The organism is Streptomyces sp. NTD91, assembly GCF_059510455.1.
The window spans coordinates 61156-81614 of record NZ_JCAJZW010000011.1; the positions used below are offsets into that span (position 1 = coordinate 61156).

At 71.3% G+C, this 20459-nt stretch carries 9 protein-coding genes; 3 read left to right on the forward strand and 6 right to left on the reverse strand.

Annotated elements, in window-relative coordinates; translation table 11 throughout:
- The first annotated feature begins 316 nt into the window (after positions 1-316).
- The gene (locus AC5WRT_RS14665) at positions 317-1846 is read left to right on the forward strand and encodes a helix-turn-helix domain-containing protein (RefSeq protein WP_496094180.1); all 1530 of its coding nucleotides are present in this window, start codon (positions 317-319) and stop codon (positions 1844-1846) included.
- Positions 1847-2069: 223 nt separating this feature from the next.
- On the opposite strand, the gene AC5WRT_RS14670 is transcribed toward AC5WRT_RS14665, so the two are convergent.
- From AC5WRT_RS14670 to AC5WRT_RS14685, 4 genes are read right to left on the reverse strand one after another with little or no spacing between them, the layout of a single operon-like run.
- Entirely contained in the window at positions 2070-3428 is a 1359-nt protein-coding gene (locus AC5WRT_RS14670) for a TIGR02679 family protein (RefSeq protein ID WP_496094179.1), read from the reverse strand.
- Positions 3419-7657, reverse strand: coding sequence for a TIGR02680 family protein (locus tag AC5WRT_RS14675; protein WP_496094178.1), 4239 nt, complete (start codon positions 7655-7657; stop codon positions 3419-3421). The genes AC5WRT_RS14670 and AC5WRT_RS14675 overlap by 10 nt, the downstream gene beginning before the upstream one ends.
- An 8-nt stretch (positions 7658-7665) precedes the next feature.
- Complete coding sequence (locus AC5WRT_RS14680; protein WP_496094177.1) at positions 7666-8940, reverse strand: TIGR02678 family protein; 1275 nt, start codon at positions 8938-8940, stop codon at positions 7666-7668.
- Positions 8937-10574, reverse strand: a complete 1638-nt coding sequence (locus AC5WRT_RS14685) for a TIGR02677 family protein (protein ID WP_496100291.1) — start codon at positions 10572-10574, stop codon at positions 8937-8939. The genes AC5WRT_RS14680 and AC5WRT_RS14685 overlap by 4 nt, the downstream gene beginning before the upstream one ends.
- Positions 10575-10944: 370 nt before the next feature.
- Here AC5WRT_RS14685 and pglW point away from each other — a divergent pair, with 370 nt between their 5' ends.
- Positions 10945-15642, forward strand: coding sequence for a BREX system serine/threonine kinase PglW (pglW, locus tag AC5WRT_RS14690; RefSeq protein WP_496100292.1), 4698 nt, complete (start codon positions 10945-10947; stop codon positions 15640-15642).
- Entirely contained in the window at positions 15639-19241 is a 3603-nt protein-coding gene (gene pglX / locus AC5WRT_RS14695) for a BREX-2 system adenine-specific DNA-methyltransferase PglX (protein WP_496100293.1), read from the forward strand. The genes pglW and pglX overlap by 4 nt, the downstream gene beginning before the upstream one ends.
- 64 nt (positions 19242-19305) lie before the next feature.
- Here pglX and AC5WRT_RS14700 read toward each other — a convergent pair whose 3' ends face one another.
- Positions 19306-19515 (reverse strand): DUF397 domain-containing protein, encoded by a 210-nt coding sequence (locus AC5WRT_RS14700; protein WP_496100294.1) that lies wholly within the window; start codon positions 19513-19515, stop codon positions 19306-19308.
- Positions 19497-20339, reverse strand: a complete 843-nt coding sequence (locus AC5WRT_RS14705) for a helix-turn-helix domain-containing protein (protein ID WP_496100295.1) — start codon at positions 20337-20339, stop codon at positions 19497-19499. The genes AC5WRT_RS14700 and AC5WRT_RS14705 overlap by 19 nt, the downstream gene beginning before the upstream one ends.
- Positions 20340-20459 lie beyond the last annotated feature (120 nt).

Here is a 20459-nt window from a genome sequence, read left to right on the forward strand (position 1 = left end):
CCTGGCAGATATCTCGATGTCGAGATAACTCTAGTACATGGGGGCGGGATGGTCATGCCCGGACACCCCCACCGGGCCGGCCGTGACACTCCCTCCGGGCCGGCCGTGGATCGACGTGACACGCCCTCCGGACCGACCGTGGATCGAGGGGGCGCACAATGCGCCGAATACGCCTTCTATCGGGAGAGTAGGGAAGAAAGGGGCCACTCGCCTCCGAGCGGGCGGACTACCGCGTTCGCGCAGGTCATTGACGCGCCGTCACCCGAATGGACCCCCATGGCGGGCGGCATCTCATATCTGAGATAACCTCAGCCTCATGGCAGACGACTACCTCGTACGCATCGGCAAGCTCATCCGTGACGCCCGGCAGCACCGGGGCTGGACACAGACGCAGCTCGCCGAGGCGCTCGGTACCAGCCAGAGCGCGGTCAACCGCATCGAGCGCGGCAACCAGAACATCAGCCTTGAGATGATCGCCCGTATCGGTGAGGCCCTGGACAGCGAGATCGTGTCGCTCGGCTACGCGGGCCCGATGCATCTGCGCGTCGTCGGCGGCCGCCGGCTCTCGGGTGCCATCGACGTCAAGACGAGCAAGAACGCCTGCGTCGCGCTGCTGTGCGCCACCCTGCTGAACAAGGGGCGCACGGTGCTGCGCCGGGTCGCGCGGATCGAGGAGGTGTACCGGCTGCTGGAGGTACTGAACTCCATCGGCGTGCGCACCCGCTGGATAAACGACGGCGTCGACCTGGAGCTGGTGCCGCCGGCCGAGCTGGAGATGGCCGCGATCGACGCGGAGGCCGCCGTACGCACCCGCTCCATCATCATGTTCCTCGGCCCGCTGCTGCACCGCATGGACGCCTTCAAGCTGCCCTACGCCGGCGGCTGCGACCTCGGTACGCGCACCATCGAGCCGCACATGATCGCGCTGCGCCGGTTCGGTCTGGACGTCGCCGCCACCGAGGGCCAGTACCACGCGCAGGTCGACCGCACGGTCCGCCCCGACCGCCCGATCGTGCTGACCGAACGCGGCGACACCGTGACCGAGAACGCGCTGCTGGCCGCCGCCCGGCACGACGGCGTGACCGTCATCCGCAACGCCTCCTCCAACTACATGGTCCAGGACCTGTGCTTCTTCCTCGAGGCCCTCGGCGTCAAGGTGGAGGGCGTCGGCACCACCACGCTGACCGTGCACGGCATGCCGAACATCGACGTCGACGTGGACTACTCCCCTTCCGAGGACCCGGTCGAGGCGATGAGCCTGCTGGCCGCCGCGGTCGTCACCGAGTCGGAACTGACCGTTCGCCGGGTCCCCATCGAGTTCCTGGAGATCGAGCTGGCGGTCCTGGAGGAGATGGGCCTCGACCACGACCGCAGCCCCGAGTACTTCGCGGACAACGGCCGCACCCGCCTGGTCGACCTCACCGTCCGCCCCTCCAAGCTGGAAGCCCCCATCGACAAGATCCACCCCATGCCCTTCCCGGGCCTGAACATCGACAACGTCCCGTTCTTCGCGGCCATCGCGGCGTCCGCGCAGGGCAAGACCCTCATCCACGACTGGGTCTACGACAACCGCGCGATCTACCTGACCGACCTGAACCGCCTCGGCGGCCGGCTCCAGCTCCTCGACCCGCACCGGGTGCTGGTCGAGGGCCCGACCCGGTGGCGCGCCGCCGAGATGATGTGCCCGCCCGCCCTGCGCCCCGCCGTGGTCGTCCTGCTGGCGATGATGGCCGCCGAGGGCACGTCGGTGCTGCGCAACGTCTACGTCATCAACCGGGGTTACGAGGATCTCGCCGAGCGGCTGAACTCGGTGGGGGCGCAGATCGAGATCTTCCGGGACATCTGAAGGTTCTCAGAGAAACCACCACCGCACCCCTACTGACCTGCACGCATGTAAGACGGAAGGGGTGTGCAGGCGCCTCCGGGGACTTTTCTGGGACTTTTGGCCGGGCGTGAAGGCTTTCGAGTGACACACACTCCACACGACGCGTCGTCGGAAAGATGCACATGTCGAGGGAGTGAGTCGGTACTCGTAGGACTCTGCGCCCGCCGCGCTCTCGAAATTCGCCTCAGCGGAACCCCGTTCCAAGGTCCGTGAGCAAATCGTCCAGCACTGTTTCCTCCTCGACCCGGACACCGCACTCGGCGAGAGCGACGGCCAGGGCAGGGTCCCAGGGAGTCGCGGCGGGCGGGCCCGTCAGCTCCGGGGCTTCGGCCACTGTGGTCACTGCTGCTCGGTAATCGGCGGCCGTGTAGCGCCACGGCCGCCAGGGGACGCATCGCGCCAGCGCTGCGGCGATGCGCACACCGCCCCAGTCGAAGTCGCCGTGGTAGACAAGGCGGGCTCCCCGTATGGACAGGTCGCGCAGCAAGGTGAGCGCGGCGGCCGACGGCTGGCCCTGGAGGCACACCATGGGCGGGCACTGCGGGCCGAGAGTGTCGGCGGCGGCGGACAGCACGGCCGGGTTCTCGCAGATGTGCACGGTTCCCGTGGCCGGAACAGGGGCAACCGGGGCGCGACCGGTGAGGGAGCGGAGTGTCAGCACCGCCGGCTCCCCCGCGTCGGCCATCCAGTCGAGGGCTGGCGTTCCGCGCAGGTTGAGGGTGAGGACGGTCGATGACAGGTCGTCCTTGAGCAGGCCCGCCGAGGCCCACGCCTCCCGCCGCCACTGCGCACCGGAGCCGTCGGGGAAGCCGGTGAGGCAACGGATGCCGGACAGGACGAGCGTGGCGAGCGGCGTCCCCTCGTCCAGGGCATGAGCGCCCGAGAGGTTCCGTGCGGCGAACGTCGCCCGCGATGTCGGGGGTGCCGCGGGCAGCGCACGCAACGCGCGTACGGCGGCCTCCACCAGGGGGCCCGCGGCCTCCGGTGTTCGGGCGAGGCGCCGTACGAGACCGTCACCGCGGATCCGCTCGGCCCAGCGGGCCAGCTCCCCGTCGAGGATGCCGAGTGGGGCGTACGCCTCCTCCCAAGCCCGCTCCTCCCTGTTCCGCGTCTCCGCGTGGAGTACGACCGGGCCGGTGAGGGCGACGACGGCCGCCGCCAGTCCGTCGGGGCTGACACCGGAGCGCCGCAGGATCTCGTCGACGGTGACGAGACGAATGCCGAGGGAGCCGCTGGATCGTGGTGCCCGTCCCAGCAGGCGTTCGGCGGCGCGACGTTGGGACTCATCGGGGTCGGACAAGGTGACGGAGCCGGTGAGCGGCCGGCCACGTGCCAAGCGCTTCCGCACGCGGTCCACGAACCAGGCAAGGCCGGGATCGCCGAGCAGGCGTCCGAGGCGCTCGGTATCGACGTCGGTCAGGGCTTCTGCCGGTGGCGGCACGGCCGCCACCGCGCCCACGGTGGCGGTCGGCGGTGTCGTGCGTCCGGCCGTCGTCCGGCCGCCGTCGCGGTCAGGCGGGGGCACCGAAGGGGTCACGTCCACAGGGCCCCCTGTCCGCCGGAGCCGTCGACGACGGCGGTCCGCCCTGGCTCACCGGAAGGACTCACCGGTCCGCCGGCCCCCTCGCCGGAGTCGCCGGCACCGGCGGCCGCCGCGAACGCGTCCGCGCGGGCCCCGGGCTCCGTGCCGCGCCGCCGTTCGCTGCCGTCCCATTCCCACCGTGTCACCAGTACGGCGTCGATGTCGTCGACGCGGGACAGCTGGGCGATGGCGATGCCCGGCACCTGGGGGTAGCAGGCCCATTCGCGTTCGCTGGTCATGACGACGTCGAGGTCGAAGGCGCGCAGCAGACCGAGGCACTTGGCGCGCGAGTCGTCGTCGACGCCGGCGAACGCCTCATCCAGGGTGACCAGGCGCGGGGCGTGCGCGCCGCCCGCGCTCGCGTAGTGCGAGGACGCGGCGGCGAACAGGGGCACGGATGCGGCCAGCACCCGCTCCCCGCCCGAGGCAGGTCCGGTGGCCGGTACCCACTTGCCGTGCTGATGGCGTTCGACGCCGAACTCGTGCCAGGACCGGTAGTCGAGGGCGGCGGTGAGGTCCTCCAGCCAGCTGCCGGCGCTGTCGTCGGCCTGTCGGTGGGCGATCTGCTCCTGGAGGAACGCGCCGACCGCGGCCCGCTCCTCGGGCGACCACGCGTCGGCCGACTGACGCAGCCGTTCACGGGCCTGGGCCAGTCCCTGCGGGGCCCGGCGGGACGCTCTCCACACCAGCCGCAGCTTCATGCCCGTGGAGGTCGGGCGCTCCTCCAGCTCCCTGTTCATGGCGGTCACTTGCCGTTCGGCCGCGCCGATCAGTTCCTGGAGGGTCCCGGCGACCTCGGTGATCAGATGGGTCTGGAGGATCTCGCGCTCGCGTGCGGACAGGACGCGGGTCAGTTCCGCGACCTCCGCGGCCAGTGCCTCGGCGAGTTCGGGCACGGCCCGTTCCCGGCCCTGGTAGACGATGTCGACCCGCATACCGTCCTCGCTCGGGCGGGCGGTGGCGGTGTGGCCGTGCCGCGACAGCGCGTCCTGGAGTCTGCCGAACTCCTCGCTCAGCCGCTTCTGAACGCGCTCCCAGGCCGCGTCGGTGTCGTCGACCGAGGAGAGCCGGGACTCCACGGCCCGCGCGAGGGCGATGGCGGGGGTGGCCGCCCACGTCCCTGCCCCGTCGTCCGGTACGTCGACGTCGGGCAGCGCGACGGCGAGCAGCCCCGTCGCGGCGAACCGCTGGAGCGCCGCGACGGCTTCCTCCCGCGCGGCGGTCGCCTCGGTGACGTCCTCGGCGAGCCGCTCGATGCGTCCCTCGGCGCGGCTGGCCCGCCGGTCGGCGTCACCGTGCTCCGCCCGGGCCTGCCGCTGCTCGTGCTCGCAGACCCGGGCCGCCTCGGCCGTCTCCTCCAGTTGCCTCTGCAGTTCGGCGACGGCCGCTCCGACGGTGGAGCGAAGCGTCGTGAGGTGTTCGTCCGCCGCCGCGGCCACCCGAGCCGCCTCCGCAGCGCGCTCCGCGAGTTCGGACACGAGGAGGTCGGCCCGGCTGGTCTCCTCCCGCTCACCGGTCACCGCGCGCTCGGCCTCCGCGCGTTCGCGCAGCGCGGGCCACAGGGCCGCCAGGAGGGCGGTGTGGTCGGCGAGCGCCTGGCGCACGGCGCCCAGTGCCGTGTGGTCGGCGGTAAGGTTCAGGGCCGCCGCGGTGTCGGCGAGTTCGGCCGCCGCACGCTCGGCCCGCTCCGTCGCCGGAGCCAGTTCCGCGGCCCGTTCGTCCCGCCGGGCGCGGGCGCGACGGACTGCCTCGGCCGCGGCGGTGACGCGTGCGTGGGCGCGCCGCAGTTCGTCGTCGCCCGGCAGTGCGGCGAGTTCGGCGTCCAGCAGGGCACGGCGCCCGGCCACGGCGCGGGACTCCTCGGCCAGTCGTTCCCGCTCCGCCGTCAGGCCGTCGATCTCGGCGCGCAGTTCCCCGATGCGAACGCGGCGTGCCTGTTCCCGCGCACCTTCCCCCACGTACTGGGCGCTGTCCTTGGCCCAGCTCCCGGTGAGCGCCCCGACGCGGAAGCGCCCGTCCGCGCAGATCCAGGTGTCGTGGCCACCGGCCTCCCAGGAGGCCTCGCCAGGCCCGTCGTCGCCGACCGCGGCCAGCCCGATCGAGGCGAGCAGACGCGCGACCGTCTCCTCCCCCACGGCTGCGGCCCCCGCGTCCGCGGGGTCGACCGCCGGGCACAGCGCGCGGTCGAGGCCGGTACCGCCGAGCAGTCCGACCGGATCGAGCAGCACGTCATGCCCGCCCGCCGCGACCGCGGAGCCGTCCGGCCGCACCCACGCGTCGAGAAGCCCCGACGCCTCCAGCGCGGCTTCCAGTCCCGCCCGGTCGGCCCCGGTGACATGCGGGCGGAAGTCGACGAGCCGCCACAGCGGAGCGCCGGGGCCCCGGTCCCGCACGCCCGGTGTGCGCGTGGGGGGAGCCGCGGGGCCGCGCTGCCGACCCGTTTCGAGGGCGGTCAGTTCCTCCACCGCCAGCCGCCGCCGCTCCGCCGTCGCCGCCTCACGGTGGGCCAGTCCGGCCGCCCGGTCCGCCAGGCGGGAGGCGGCGGCCCGATGCGCCTCGCTCGCCGCCGTACGGGCCGGCATTGGGCCGTCCAGAGAACTCGCCCAGTCCTGTACGGCGTCCAGGACCCCGGGCAGCCCGGGCACCCGCAGCTCCACGCACCCGGAAAGACGCTCCCGCACGGCCGTGACCAGCGCCCGCCCCTCCCGGGCGACGTCCTCCTCCGCCTCGGCCAGCCGCTCCTCGGCGTGCACGGCCTCCTCGTCGGCCTCGTCGGCGCGCAGCCGGGCGGCACGCTGCCGCTCCTCGGCCTGCTCGGCCCGGGTGACGAGCTCCGCCACGTGCTCGACGGCACGCCGCCTGCTCGCGGTCGCCTCGTCCGCCTCCCGGCGCAGGACCGCGTCGGGGGCTCCCTCCGTCCTGGGGATGTCGAGCCGGGCGGCCGCGGCGCTCTCGGCGACTCGGTCCCGAATGCCGTCCAGCGCCTCCCGGGCTGCCGCGAGCCGGTTGTCCGCGGTGGCGAGCCGGCCCAGGGCCCGGGTGTGCGCCTCGGCCGCCGTACGCCGGTCCGCCTCCGCCCGCTTCAGCTCTGCGGCCGTGCGGGAGGCGTCGTCCGCCGCCCGGTCGAGCGCGCGGGCGTCGCGCATCTCGGGCCGGGACCGCAGCGTGGCGTCCTGAGCGGCCAGCCGCGCGGCCCGCTCGTCGAGGGCGGCACCCCTCTCCCTGGCCTCCTCGCGGTCCGCCAAGGCGCGGTCCCGGTCCGCCTGTGCCCTGGCGAGCTCCCGTTGCAGGTTCTCGTAGCGGGCGTGTTCGCGGCGGGGCAGGCGGGCGCGGCGGCGGGAGGCGATGCGGGCGTAGCGGCGGTAGTGGTCGAGGAACGCCGAGGACGCCTGTTCGGCCTCGCGGGCCGCCCGCAGTTCCTCCTTCTCCTCGTCCAGCGACCGGAACGCCTCCGCCGCGTCGGCGACGACCGCCTGGTCCATCGGCGGGAGCGCCTCGGTCAGCGCCCGGGACAGGGCGGCCTCGCTGGGGCGCTTGGACAGCTGGGGCTGGCGCAGCTGGATCAGGAGGTCGACGAGGGCGCCGTAGCGCCGCTCCCCCAGCCCGAACAGGGCTTCGTCGACCGCCCTGCGGTAGGCCTTCGCCGTGTCGTACACCATGCCGTGGCCGCCCACGGCCTCGGCGAGCCGGTCCCGGGACAGTGCCGTCCCGGTCGCGTCCAGCAGGTCGAGGCCGGCGCCGACCCGCTGGCCCGTGACCGCGAACCAGTGGCGGGCGATGCCGCGCCCGGCGACCGCCTTCAGTCCGCACAGCAGCGTGCGGAAGTGCGCCTCACCCGTGGTGCCGTCGAGTCGTCCGAACTCGATCCAGGTGTAACCGAGCCGTTCGGGGTGCGGGTGCGCGCCGCCCAGGAGCAGATTCCACTCCATGCGCTTGCCCGGGTCACCGTCGGGTTCGACGCGGCGGGCGGAGAGGTCGCCGTCCAGGAGGAACGGGAGGGTGAGGGCGAGCACCTTCGACTTGCCGGTGCCGTTGTTGCCGCGCAGCAGCAGCCGGCCGTCGCGGAACCAGAACTCCTCGACGTCGTAGTGGAAGAGATCGACGAGTCCGATGCGCAGGGGCCGCCACCGGCCGGGCGCGGGAGCGGGCAGCGCGGGGCCGGGCGACTGGGGGCCGGGGAGCGCGGTCACGGGGCGGTTCACCTTTCGTCCTGCACGGGCTGCTGCATGGGCCGCACCAGCGGCAGGGTCTGCTCGGTCGTGGCGGGCCGGCGGGCCCGTCCGGGTTCCCTGACCACGGGTTCGCCGACCGCGTACCGCGCGAGGGCCGGCCGCGGTACGACGCCCCGTTCGGTGCGCTCGGCGAGTCCCAGCGCCACCAGCCTGGCCAGCGCCTGCTCGACGAGTTCGGGCTCCGCTCCCGGTTCCCTCGCCGCCTTGGACCAGAACCCGCCGTGCTCCACGGCCAGTTCCCGTACGCGGGCCGCCAGCTCCACCGGTTCGACGGGCCCGTCCGCCCGGGCCAGGTGCCCCGCCAGCAGCAGGGTGACGTGACCGTGGGTGCCCTGTTCCGGCATGCGCGCGTCCGTGAGGTCGTCCATCGGGTCGACCATGGCGATGCCCTCGGCCCGGACCTCCGGGACGAGTCCCGTCAGCTCGTTGATGCGGGCGGTGATGAAGCCCCGCTGCCGGGTGAGATAGGCCAGTTCGTCGTCGGTCAGGTCGTCGTAGTACAGCACCGGGTCGTCCAGGAGGATGCGGGTCAGTTTCCAGCGGACCGCCCGGAACCTGAGCTCGTCGCTGTCGAGCACGGTCCACGCGGTCATCTCCACCAGGCGCTCCTCGAAGCCCTCGGCCTCCACCATGGAGGGACCTCGCAGGGACGCGGGCACCCCGGCCAGCACACGCCGCCGCACGTCGTACAGCACGTCGCCCGATCCGCTGACGTAGGCGTCCTCGTCGCCGGCGACCCGCCGCAGCACCCCGAGCCGCAGCAGCAGGCGGACGACGGCCGCGAGGTCGAGGCGCTCGTCGCGCCGCTCCAGAGTGAACGTGATCCCGGCGGCGACGAGTTCGGGATCGGCGGCGGCCAGGACGACCTGCTCGGCGAGGCGGCCGAGCGCCACCTGCGACTCGCCCCGTTCCAGCGCGGCCAGGGCCAGGCAGAGCAGGACGTAGCGGCGGCGGGTGAAGGGCAGGGCGCTGCGGGCGGCCTCGCGCGCCGGGTGCGTGGCGTCGGTGAGGGTGCCCGGCGTCTTGCGCAGCCGTGCGGCGTCGGCGTCCGTGCGCAGCGTCCAGCCGACGTTGCGTTCGAACCACTCCCGCAGCTCGGCGGTGTGCCGACGCACCAGCTTGAACTCGTCGGCGTACGGTCCGTCCGCGGTGAGCAGCGGCTCCTTCAGCAGGGCGCGTGCGGCCTTCTGGAGGTCGGCCTGCCGCTGGCCGTCGAGGACCTCGGCGAGCGGGCCGCTCATCGGTCCTCCGTGAGCTGGGGAGCGGTGTCCCGTCGCGGGGCGGGGAGGGGAACGGGTGCCGATGGCCGTGCGGCGGCGCGGTCGGGCTGCCCCACCGTGAGGTCGACGATGTCGATCAGGTGGTCGGGGCCGCTGAACACACCGTCGGGAGTGCGCACTTCGGCTGTCGATCCGTCGCCGAGGGCGGTCAGCCGGATCTCCGTCGAACCGTCCCCGCTGGTGGCGACGGTGGTGATGGTGCCCGGCCGCCAGGTGGCGAGCGCGTCGCCGAGCAGCCGCAGGAACAACTGGAAGGCATGCGGGTCGAGTCCGCCGAGCCGGGACAGCCGCACCGGTCCGTCCGTCACGAGACGGTCCCGGGCCCGCCTGGTCTCCTCCGTCTGCCGGGCGGCGATCTCGGCGAGCCGGCGCTTCGCCTCGCCCCGGTCGGCCACCCGGCGCGGCTTGCCGCGCCGTTCGTAGCTGCCGGTGCGGCGCAACTGGGGGCTGATCCTCAGCGGTCGCGCCTCGCTCCACGGGGTGGAGGCCGGCTCCGGGGCGGCCGTCCGTTCGGCGAGAGTGTCGGCGTCGACGGTGAGGTGCCGGGAGGAGTGCAGCCCGAACGCCACCCGCCACAGCCGGTGCCGGGCCTCGTCATCCGGCGCCTGGGCGAACCAGCGCGCCAGGGTGCGGAAGTCGGCCGAGCGGTCCGAGCGTCCGGCCCGCCGCTCGTTGAGCTGCCGTACGACGGCCAGGAGCTGCGGGATCGAGCCGAGCGCCCGCCCGCGCAGCAGTCTGGCCTGCGACTCCCGCCCCTCCCCCGACACGAACCACTCGGCGAGCCCGGACCACCGGGCGGCCCACCGCTCGTACGCCACCGCCTCGGCCCGCTCGGCGTCCTCGGGAGCGGCGTCGGCGGCCTCGCGGGCGGCGGCGAGCCGCAGCATCGGACCGACGCGCTCCTGCTCCTCCAGCTCCCCGATCAGCAGGGCGATCCGTCCGCCGAGGGTGATGAGGTCCTGGATGAACCGCTCCAGGTACTGGATCAGCCGGTCCTTGTAGGCGAGGAACGCCTCGACCTCGATGTCGTGCAGGTCGATGGTGCGCTGGAGCGAGCCCATGAAGGCGCGGGCGTTGTCGGCGAGGTCGGTGAACCGCGCCGTCAGCACGGACAGCGCGACGTACGTCTTGGCCGGGTCGGGCTCGTCCTCCGCGGCGATCACCAGGAGCGCGCGCAGCTGCGTGACGATGTCGTGCAGCGCGACCGCCTGGAGTTCGCCGCGCCGCCCCAGCACCTCGTCGTACGTCCCCAGCGCCGCCTCGGCCGCCTCACCGGCCCGGGTGAGCTGGTAGATGAACCGCCTGCGGTAGAAGTCCTCGACCGCCGTCACCCGCGCGTGGTCCGGATCGGCCCGCAGGTTTCCCCACACGACGAGCTTGTCCAGCGCCTGCGTCACCGCTTCGAGGTCGGCGGGCCTGTCCCCCGCGTCCAGGGCGGCGTACACGTCCTCCGGCCGCAGATGCACCGCGAACCGCTCCTTGGCGGCGAGGAACGCCCGCATGACCTGGCGGTAGAGGGGGGCGTTGGGGGCGGTGAGGTGGGCGAACGGGGTGTAGGCGACGGATTCGGCAGTCTGGGAGATCTCGGAGTTCATCGTCGGCCCATTGTTCCGGACCGGTGCGCGCGACCGTACGGGATGTCTGATTTCTGTCGCCCAACGGGGCATCGTTCCGCGGCGTGGAGCGATCAGGCTGCGCGGAATCCGCCGGGCCGAAGGACGGTCGGTCGTTTCCTGCGCTGATCCGTGGCCCGATGCCCAGCTGCTCGCACCGGAGCGTCCTCCCCCGTCGTCTCCAGGCCCGCCTTCCGGGCCGGCCGTCACCGCCGCCCTCCGGGACGTACCCGCTGTCGGCGGCCACGACTAGGATTCACCGGGTCCGCGACGTGGTGGAAACGGTGCGAAAGGCCGGGAGACCCGGAGCGGACGCCCACTGGAGTCGGAGTGCAAGAGGCGGGGACGGCGCATGCGGGAAGGCCGGTGGACCACGGTCACCGAGTCCGAGTTCGACCATGAACACCGTGGCCTGGAAGCCGTCCGGGAGCAGCTGCCGGACGCCGATCCGTGGCGGGCCTGGTCGAACTTCACCTTCACCGCCCACACCGGTCACGTACGCGAGGTGGACCTTCTCGTCGTCGCCCCCGGCGGCGTCCACATGATCGAGCTGAAGGACTGGCACGGCTCCGTCACCAGCGAGAACGGCACCTGGGTCCAGACCACCCCCGGCGGGCACCGCCGCCCGCACGGCAACCCCCTCCACCTCGTCAACAAGAAGGCGAAGGAACTGGCCTCCCTGCTCGGCCAGCACGGCAGGCGGGTGTGGGTCGGCGAGGCCGTCTGCTTCACAGACGGCGGCCTGCGCGTGCGCCTGCCCGCCCACGACCAGAACGGCGTGCACACCGTCGACGAACTGGTCGCGATGCTGAAGCGGCCGCCGCGCGACGAGCGGCGCCGGATCACGGCCGTCGAATCACGCGAGATCAAGACGGCGCTGGACCGGATCGGCATCCGCAGGAGCGAGGCGGAGTACAAGGTCGGCCCGTACCAGCTGGACCGGAAGTCGTTCGACTCGGGGCCGACCTGGGCCGACTACAAGGCGCAGCACAGCGAGCTGCCCGAGGTGGCCCGGGTCCGGGTCTACCTGAGCGAACGCGGGTCGGACGCGTCGATCCGGCGGTCGGTGGAGAACGCGGCCCGCCGCGAGGCGGCGGTGCTGCAGCGGTTCAAGCACCCCGGCGTGGTGCAGCTCAAGCAGTACTACCCGTCGGGGCACGCGGCGGGCCCCGCGCTGATCTTCGACTACGACCCCCGTACCCTCCGCCTGGACGAGTACCTGCTCCAGCACGGCAAGGGGCTGGACATCCTCGGCCGGATGGCGCTGGTCCGCCAGCTCGCCGAGACGATGCGCTCCGCCCACTCCGCCCGCATCCACCACCGGGCGCTGGCCGCCCGCGCCGTCCACGTCGTCCCCCGCGACCGGGGCCGCCGTGGGCAGGCCATCGGTGAGGACGCCGCCTGGCTCACGCCCCGCCTCGAGATCTCGGACTGGCAGATCGCCACCCAGCGCGCCTCCGGTTCCGAGGGCGGCAGCGGCCAGGGCGTGACCCGCTTCGCCCCGACGGCACTGTCGGCGATGCACCTGTCGGAGGGCTCCGACCCGTACTTCGCCCCGGAGCTGACCGCGCTCAAGGCCGACCCGGTGTACCTGGACGTGTACGGCCTCGGCGTCCTCACCTATCTGCTGGTCACCGGGAAGGCTCCGGCCGCGAGCCAGGCCGAGCTGCTGGCCCGTCTGGAGGCCGGCGAGGGCCTGCGCCCCAGCTCCCTGGTCGACGGCCTGTCCGAGGACATCGACTTCCTCGTCCAGGCGGCGACCGCCTACCGCCCCGGACAGCGGCTGTCGTCGGTCGACGAGTTCCTGGAGATGCTGGAGATCGTCGAGGACGCTCTGACCGCGCCGTCCCCGGCCGCCGGACCGGAGCGCGCCGACTCCGCCGAGGACGCGGGGAAGGACCCGCTGGAGGCGGTGGCCGGTGACGTGCTCGGCGGGCGCTGGGAGGTGCGCCGCCGCCTGGGCACCGGCTCCACCAGCCGGGCGTTCCTCGTCCGCGACCTCGAGGCCGAGGCGCGCAGGACCCGGCCGCTGGCGGTCCTGAAGGTCGCCCTCTCGGACAGCCGGGGCCAGATCCTCGTCCAGGAGGCCGAGGTGATGAACCGGCTGCGCCCCGACTCCCGGGTGATCCGGCTGGTCGAGCCGGAGCCCCTGCGCATCGGGAGCCGCACCGTCCTCGCCCTGGAGTACGTGGGTGACGAGCGGGAGAGCCTCGACCACGACCCGGAGGCCGCCGAGACCGGTACCCGCACCCGTACCCGCCGCCGTGAGGAGACGGTCGCGCGCCAGCTGCGCGAGCACGGCCGCCTGCAGATGGACCAGTTGGAGGCGTACGGCGACTACCTGTTCGGCGCCGTCGACTTCCTGGAGGGCGAGGGAGTCTGGCACCGCGACATCAAGCCGGACAACATCGCCATCCGCATCCGCCCCAACCGCACCCGCGAGCTGGTCCTCATCGACTTCTCGCTGGCGGGCTACCCGGCCAAGGACCACGAGGCCGGGACGGAGGGCTATCTCGACCCGTTCATCGGGACCCTGACCCGTACCGCGTACGACTCGCACGCCGAGCGGTACGCGGTCGCCGTCACCCTGCACCAGATGGCCTCGGGCGAGCTGCCGAAGTGGGGCGACGGCTCGGTCCCGCCCCGCATGACGGACGAGAAGGAGTTCCCGTACCCGACCGTCCAGGCCGACGCCTTCGAGCCCGCCGTGCGGGACGGGCTGGTCGCCTTCTTCCGCAAGGCCCTGCACCGGGACGTGGCCCAGCGCTTCCCCGACCTGAAGCCGATGCGGGACGCCTGGAAGCGGATCTTCCTGGACGCCTCGCAGGCGGTGCCGTCCAGCCATCGTTCCCGCCATCCCGAGCCCGCCCCGCAGCCGGCCCCGGCCGGTGGGCGCCCCGCGTCGATCGCCGACGCCGAACCCCTCAGCGCCGACGAGCAGCGCGAGCGCCTCGCGGCGGCGGTCACCCGGGACACCCACCTGTCTGCCGCCGGTCTCACCCCGGCCGCCGAGTCCTTCCTCTACGGCCTCGGGATCACCACCGTCGGCGGACTGCTCGACTACAGCCGCAGCAAGCTCCTCAACGCGCCGGGCCTCGGCACCAAGACCCGAACCGAGGTGCAGCGCCGCCAGCGCCAGTGGGGCAGGCTGCTGCGTGAGACGCCGCTCTCCCCGCTCACCCCGAAGGGCCGGGCGGAGGCCAGGGAGGAACTGGCCCAGCTCACCGCCGCCGAGTCGGCCGTCGCCGGGACCCTCGCGGTGGGCGAGGGAGCGGCCGGGCTGACGGAGTCCGCCCTGCGCTCGGTGAGCCTGGACACCCTCGCCACGCTGTTCGTCCCGGAGCTGAACAACAACCGCTCCAACGCCAACAAGGTCGAGATGGTCCGGCTGCTGCTGCGACTGCCGGACGAGCACGGGGAGCTGCCCGGCATCGGCGTGTGGCCCAAGCAGAAGGACGTGGCCGAGGCGCTCGGGCTGTCCGCCGGCCGCATCCCGCAGATGCTGAAGGAGGAGCGCAAGCGCTGGAAGAAGCTGCCCGCGGTCCAGGCCCTGCGGGACGAGATCGTCGGACTGCTGGTGGACCTCGGCCGGGTCGCCTCCGCCGTGGAGATCGCGGACGCGCTCGCCGTACGCCGCGGTACGCAGCTGCCGGAGCGCGAGCAGCGACGCGCACTCGCCCTGGCGGCCGTCCGCGCCGTAGTGGAGGTGGAGCAACTCCAGCCGGAGGAAGCCGAGTTCCAGCACCAGCCGAACCGCAGGGCGACGGAGGAGTCGCTGGCGGCCGGACTGCTCGCGCTGGACGTCCGCGAGGTCGACGCCCCCGACACCCCGACGGCTCCCGGCCTCCTCGACTACGCCACCCGCCTGGGCAGGACCGCCGACCGGCTGGCCCGCCTGGAGACCCTGCCGACGGCGACGACCGTACTGAGCGAGCTGGGCGCGCTGACCCCGCCGCCTGGCGTCGTCGACTGGGACGAGCGCCGCCTGGTCGAGCTGGCCGCCGCAGCGTCCGTCAACGCCGCGGCCACGCCCCGCCTGGAGATCTACCCGCGCGACCTGCCGCTGGTCCGGGCGCTGCGCCTCACGCAGGCCGGCCTGGTCCGGCTGAACCCCGGCGTCCCCGAGGCGTGGCAGCCGGGCCTGCGTCCGGAGGACATCCACGAGCGGGTACGGGCCCGCTTCCCCGAGCTGGTCGTCCAGGACGCCCGGGGCAGGAGCACGCACGAGCTGCCGACCGGCGGGCCGCTGACCAAGGCGCTGCGCGAGGCCGGCTTCGACCTCACCCTGTCGACGCACGAGGACTCCGGGAAGCCGCGCTACCTGCCCACCCGCATGGACGACGCGTCCAGCTACCTGACGGGCGTGGCGGCCCGGCAGTCCACCTTCGTCGGCGCTGCGACCCGGTACTCGGACGACCCGCTGCTCGCGGGAGCGGTCCGCGCGGACGAACGGCTCCTCGCGTCCGCCCGGCGCGACGGCTACCGGGTGCTGACCGTGCACCACGGCCGCACGGTCGAGGCCGTACGGGAGCTGGCGGCGGACCGCATCGGCGCGCAGCCGGTGTCGGTGACGGAGCTGTTCCTTCAGTCCCTGCACGCGCTGGTCCCGCCGGGCACGAAGCCGACGTGGGAGACCCTGCTGAAGGCGGACGTGGCCGAGCCGGGATCGCGGGGGGCCATGAAGTTCACGGAGTACGCGCGGACGGCGTGGGGGACGGTCGAACCGCGGGTGCGTGAGCTGCTGGCGCCGGGGGCGGGCTCGGGTCCGGTACTCCTGACGGAGGTGGCGGTCTTCGCCCGGTACGACGCGATGGGCGTCCTGGACCGGCTGGCGGAGGCGGCCCGGCAGGGCGGGCGGGGACTGTGGCTGCTCGTGCCGCAGCCGGACCCGGCACGCGAGCCGAGGCTGGGGCACGTCGCCGTGGCGTACCAGGCGGGTCTGGGCGAGTGGATAGAGCTGCCGGACTCGTGGGTGCGCAACGCCCACCGGGCCGGCGCGGTGGGGGCGGGAACGAAGATGAGCAACGGTACCGAGGGAGACTCCGAGTGATCGACCGCAAGGCCCTGTTGGACGACCTGAAGGGGCAGGTCAAGGCGGTCGAGGCCGACCTGGGGCGCCAGGTGAAGGTGGTGCCGGAGGGCGAGAAGCTGCGCGCGGAGTACGACCGTGCGCGCAAGCTGGGCCGTACGGCGGCGACGTGGAACTCCTGGCTCGACGAGCGGGTCACGCAGGTCGCCGTCGCGTGGGTGCTGGGCACGGTCTTCGTCCGCTTCTGCGAGGACAACCGCCTGATCCCGGAGCCGTACCTGACGGCCCCTGAGGACGACCGGCGCGATCTGGCGCTGGCCCGCTTCGAGGAGTACGTCGCGCGGTCCGACGACCCGACGTACCGGGGCTGGCTTGAGCAGGCGTTCGAGGAACTGGGCGCGGGGCAGGCGGGACGGCTGCTGTTCGACCGCCGTCACAACCCGCTGTACCAGATCCCGCTGTCGCACGACGGGGCGCGGGACCTGGTGGACTTCTGGCGCGTGCGAGACGAGCAAGGCGTGCTCGTCCACGACTTCCGGGACCCGCTGGAGGAGGACGGCGACGGGACGCGGGGCTGGGACACGCGGTTCCTGGGCGACCTGTACCAGGACCTGAGCGAGGCGGCCCGCAAGACGTACGCGCTGCTCCAGACGCCCGAGTTCGTGGAGGAGTTCATCCTCGACCGGACGATGGACCCGGCGGTGCGGGAGTTCGGGTACGAGGGCCTGAAGATGATCGACCCCACGTGCGGGTCGGGGCACTTCGTGCTGGGGGCGTTCCGGCGGCTGGTGCGGTTGTGGGCGGATGGCCGGCCGGGCAAGGACGTGCACGAGCGGGTGCGGGAGGCGCTGGACTCGGTCCACGGGGTGGACCTGAACCCGTTCGCGGTGGCTATTGCACGGTTCCGGTTGCTGGTGGCGGCTATGGCTGCGAGTGGGGTGCGGACGCTGGCGGAGGCCGCGAAGTACGAGTGGCCGATTCACCTGGCGGTGGGCGACTCACTCATCAAGCACCGGCACAAGCAAGGGAATCTGTTCGACGACTTGGAGGAGGAGGGGGCCGATGAGCTGGCCGACTTCAAGTATGAGACTGAGGATGTGCACGAGCATCCGGGGATTCTGACGCCGGGGCGGTATCACGTGGTGGTGGGGAATCCGCCTTATATCACGGTAAAGGACAGGAAGCTCAACGAACTCTATCGGGGACTATACAACGCTTGCGCCGGGACCTACGCCCTGTCGGTTCCCTTCGCTCAGCGCTTTTTCGAGCTCGCAACTACAGGGGACCCCGACAGCGGGCGCGGATATGGCATGGTGGGACAAATCACCGCGAACTCGTTCATGAAAAGGGAGTTCGGTACACGACTTATCGAGGAGTATTTTGGCCACGAGGTAGAGCTCACCGAGGTAATCGACACCTCGGGAGCTTACATTCCCGGACACGGAACACCAACCGTTATCCTAGTGGGTCGCCGCCGACGCGAAAGTGCCCGGTCAGCGACTATTCGCACGGTGCGTACTGTTCAAGGCGAGCCCGCGACCCCAGAAACGCCAGAAGAAGGACTTGTCTGGCGTGCCATCTTGCAGCAGATCGACAACCCAGGCTCTGTGAGCCAGTGGGTCTCGACAGATGATCTTGCGCGAGATAAATACCTTAGCAAAAAGCCTTGGATTCTCGCCGATGGCGGCCTTGAAATGATCGAGTCGCTGTCCACATCGAGCCCGAAAACCCTGAAGTCACGGATCATCCGGATCGGTTTCTACGGAGACACACACGCTGACGACGCACTAACAATGCCACTGCGAAAACTTCTCACACTTGACGCAGAGAAGGATTTCATCAAACCGATTGGCGTCGGTGATGAAGTTCGTGACTACGGTATCTCCGAGGGGGATTGGGTAATCCATCCCTACACTGCATCCCGCTCGATCGCTCCACTGAAGTCCATGCCATCGATCGCGCGGATTCTATGGCCTAATCGCACAGAACTGGGAAATCGATCCACCTTCTCCGGTAAAACCTACTTCACCGAAGGGCGGCCTTGGTGGGAGTGGCATCAACTCCCAAAGGACTTGGCGACACATAAGTGGTCTCTCAATTTTGCATTTGTGGCCACCCACAACCACTTCGCATGCGATCGCAACAGTAGTGCTTTCACGCGTACAGCTCCAGTAATAAAGTTGCCATCTGAAGCAAGCAAGGAAGATCATTTCCAGCTGATGGGGCTGCTTAATAGCTCGACAGCTGGATTCTGGCTCAAAATGGTGAGTCACGACAAGGGCAGCCAGGGCGTCAACGAAGGATACAAATCTCACCCCTGGGAAAGGTTCTTTGAGTTCACGGGAACTAAACTGCAGGATTTTCCACTTCCTGACGCATTCCCCACCGCTTGCGCCGTGGCGCTTGATCACCTCGCCCAGAAGCTCACCGAGGCAAGTCCTAAATCCATCGTCGCCCAAACAACCCCCTCGCCTTCCACCCTCCGGAATGCGCGCGAATCATGGCTATCGACCCGCGCTAGAATGATTTCTCTTCAAGAAGAGTTGGACTGGCAGGTCTACTCCCTCTACAGCCTGCACCCCGAGGATCTGCGCGTCTCCGAGGACCCCGACTCTCCCAGCATCCCCGAACTCGACCTCGGCGAGCGCGCCTTCGAGATTGTGCTCGCACGCCGTGTCGCCGCAGGGGAAGCCAGTGATGAGTGGTTCAAGCGACATGGGTCCACACTCATCACCGAGATTCCCACTCACTGGCCCGCCGCCTACCGCGAGGTCGTCCAGAAGCGGATCGACGCCATCGAGTCGTCTCGCGCTATCAGCATGATCGAGCGGCCAGAGTACAAGCGGCGTTGGGCAACCGAAGGGTGGGACGCGCTTCAGGAGAAGGCGCTCAAGGGTTGGCTGCTCGATCGGATCGAGGACCGTTCCCACTGGTTCGACGAGAACGGCATGCCCGCCCTCATCACCCTCTCCCGCCTCACCGACAACCTGTCCCGTGACGATGACTTCGTCTCCGTTGCCAAAATGTACGCGCCCCACAAGGAACTGCCCGCAGTCGTCGCTGAGCTGATGACGACCGAGCATGTGCCCTTCCTCCCCGCCCTGCGCTACAAGCCCTCCGGGCTCAAGAAGCGCGCGGACTGGGAGCAGGTCTGGGATCTCCAGCGGCAGGAGGACGCCGCCCCGGACGAGCCGGCCAAGCGGAAGATCCGGGACACCATCCCTGTGCCGCCGAAGTACACCTCGGCCGACTTCCTGCGCCCCTCCTACTGGCGGGCGCGGGGCAAGCTGGACGTGCCCAAGGAGCGGTTCATCTCGTACGGGCGGACCAACGCGGCCACCCCCACCCTCTACGGCTGGGCCGGCTGGGACCACCGCGAGCAGGCCATCGCACTGGACACCTACATCGCCACCCACGAGGGCCTGACCACCGAAGAGGTCACCCCGCTCCTCGCCGGGCTCCTCGAACTCCAGCCGTGGCTGGACCAGTGGCACAACGAGCCCGACCCCCTCTTCGCCCCGACCCCGGCGAAGTTCTTCGAGGGCGACCGGCAGATGGAACAGGGCAAGCACGGTCTCACCGACGACGACCTGCGCGCCTGGCGTCCGGCCAAGAAGTAGCCAAGGCGGGTACGGCAACGGCCCTCGCGGTAACGATCACCGCGAGGGCCGTCGACGTTCCCTGTCAGCCGCGCAGGCTACCGCTCTTGACAGCCGCCACGAAGGACGACCACCCGCCAGCCGGGAACACGAGTGCCGGACCGTGCAGAACCTTGCTGTCCCGCACGGGGACGACACCGGCGAAGTCGTCGGAGACCTCGACGCACTCGCCACCGTCCGAGTTGCTGTAGGAGCTCTTGCGCCAACTAGCGGCGCTCAGGTCGATGCCTCGCACGGTACTTCCTCCAAGATGGCCAGGACGAACTTCTGCGACTCGGTCGGGGACAACGCCAGGTCTCGCATCGCATCGTACGCACGCTGCAGTCGCTCAACTGGCACGTCCTCTTCGATGAGTTCGCCGCGGTGTGCGTTCTCGGTATACGCCACGGTAGCCCCGCCCGGGAGCCGTAGGAACATCAGTGCAGTGCTGTCCAGACCGTGCATCCCGGCACTTAGCGGAAGCACTTGCATCGTCACGTTCGGTTGCTCCGCCAGCTCCACCACATGCTCCAACTGCCCCCGCCACTCCCCCACATCCCGCAACGGCGTCCGCAGCACCGCCTCCGACAGGATCGTCCGGAACGGTGGCGCATCCTCCCCCTCCAGCAACTCCCGCCGCCCCATCCGCGCCTCGACCTGCTGCTCCAGTTCCTTCCCCTTCAGCCCTCCGGCCGCCAGCACCTCGCGCGCGTACCCCGGCGTCTGCAGCAGTCCCGGCAGGACGCTCACCGCGAAGTGCCACAGGCTCACCGCCTCCGCCTCCAGCGCCATGTACCGCCGGTACCGCTCCCGGAACTGCGTATGGTCCCCGGCCGCCAACTCCCAGAGCGCGAGCAGCAGTCCCGGCGTGCCGTAGTGCGTGTCGAGGGCCTGGACGACCTCCGGGCTGCCCAGCGTCTCGCCCTTCTCCATCTTGCCGAACAGGGACCAGTCCCAGCCCAGCCGTTCCCCGAGCTGCCGCAGGCTCGTCCCACTGCCCGCCCGCAGGGTCCGCAGTTCCTCGGCGAAACGCTGACGTGGTTCCTGGCTGCGGCCGGTGATGACGCGTCGTTGCGGCATACGGCTGGCTCCCCTCCGAAAAGCTCGCGTGGACGGTGTGGAAGGTGTGGAACGACTACCGGGACGTGGGGAAGCACGACCCCGTCCACGGCCTGACCGCTCAGATCCCGGCGCATCCTC

Excerpts from the sequence above, each read along its gene's own strand:
- AC5WRT_RS14665 (WP_496094180.1), top strand. The coding sequence starts at position 317 with ATGGCAGACGACTACCTCGTACGCATCGGCAAGCTCATCCGTGACGCC.
- AC5WRT_RS14680 (WP_496094177.1), bottom strand. The coding sequence starts at position 8,940 with ATGAGCGGCCCGCTCGCCGAGGTCCTCGACGGCCAGCGGCAGGCCGAC.
- AC5WRT_RS14685 (WP_496100291.1), bottom strand. The coding sequence starts at position 10,574 with ATGAACTCCGAGATCTCCCAGACTGCCGAATCCGTCGCCTACACCCCG.
- pglW (WP_496100292.1), top strand. The coding sequence starts at position 10,945 with ATGCGGGAAGGCCGGTGGACCACGGTCACCGAGTCCGAGTTCGACCAT.
- AC5WRT_RS14705 (WP_496100295.1), bottom strand. The coding sequence starts at position 20,339 with ATGCCGCAACGACGCGTCATCACCGGCCGCAGCCAGGAACCACGTCAG.